At 38.7% G+C, this 1,250-nt stretch carries 1 protein-coding gene; it reads left to right on the plus strand.

Annotation, left to right across the window (positions count from 1 at the left end):
* Positions 1-18: 18 nt before the first annotated feature.
* Positions 19-1,250: hypothetical protein (locus K345_RS23335; RefSeq protein WP_211227843.1), on the plus strand; the 1,232-nt coding region annotated here is incomplete at its 3' end.

Genomic DNA, 1,250 nt, shown 5'->3' on the forward strand with positions numbered 1-1,250 from the left:
AAACAACATGTCAATAGAATGGAATATGAGAAGATGCTTGATCAGCTGGAAGCAGCAGAACAAGGGTTTAACAAACAAGTAGAGTCAGCAAATGATAATATTGAAGATAGTCTTCATCAAACCATGCGTAAGGATGGATATGTTCTCAGTGGAAACGTCTATAAAAAAGACTTGGTCATTGGTTCAACGGCTTTAGATGGTTTTTTAACAGATGAAGGTATTGTTGAAAAGTATAGTGATTTCACAGATTATCAGACTGATTTTACAAGTTCTGTAGCTTTAAATGACGATCAGTTATCACAGATGAACTCTGATGCTCTTAATGGATTATTAGATAAGGCCCAACAAGAGATAAGAACTGAAATGGAAGAAGTTTTTGGATCTAAGGACGACAAAAAGACGAAAGAGGAATTAGAGGCAAAGGACAATCTGATAGCCCAATTAGGTTTGCTTGCGAATGATAACTACAGTAAAGATATGAATGAGAAACGATCTTCCGGTAATTATGATGAGGATAAAGACAGTAAGCTATCGGCCTATAAATATGTCCAAGAAATCAAATGGATGGAAAAGATCACAGAAAAAGTTGGTGAGAAAATTGTAAAAAGAACAAAAGAAAACTCTAGGGGCGAAGAAAGGATTGTAGAAGAAATAGTCCCTATCTTCGAAATACATTATGAGGAACGAACGGATCAACGTGGTGTTGATATATCCCCAGGGACTTTTGGAGCCCATGTCGGTTTTGCCCCAAGCTTTAAAGAAGATGATATTGATTTAGATAAGAATTGGACTAGTAATGTACGATTTAATGGTGCTGGTGAAATGGGAACCATTATGGGTGAGTTTATCTTTAATAAGATGAGAGAAGGAGCTGGATTAGCTCAAGCAAGTTTACCTGGTGCGCAACAAAAAGTATGGGATGATAGAGGTTCCTGGTTGGAAGCACCCACTGTAATGGAATTAACTAAAACGGCCGTAACAATCGCTACTCTTCCTGCAGGAGGAACTGCGGGTATGGTTATGAACTTGACAACAAATGCAGCCTTTAACACCCAAGGTGTTGTTAATGGAAACTTTAGTTGGCAACAAGGATTGCTCGACTTTGGAAAGAGCGCAGCTACCAGTATCGCAAGTCGTGTTATTCCTGGTGTTGGCAGCTTGGGATCTTTTGGCGAAAGTTTAGGTGATACTATTGGTGGTAAAATAACAGAGAGTTTAATTGATGGAGCCGTGAATAATGCTGTCTCAGG

This window comes from Spirochaeta cellobiosiphila DSM 17781 (assembly GCF_000426705.1).
Lineage (GTDB): Bacteria > Spirochaetota > Spirochaetia > DSM-17781 > DSM-17781 > Spirochaeta_E > Spirochaeta_E cellobiosiphila.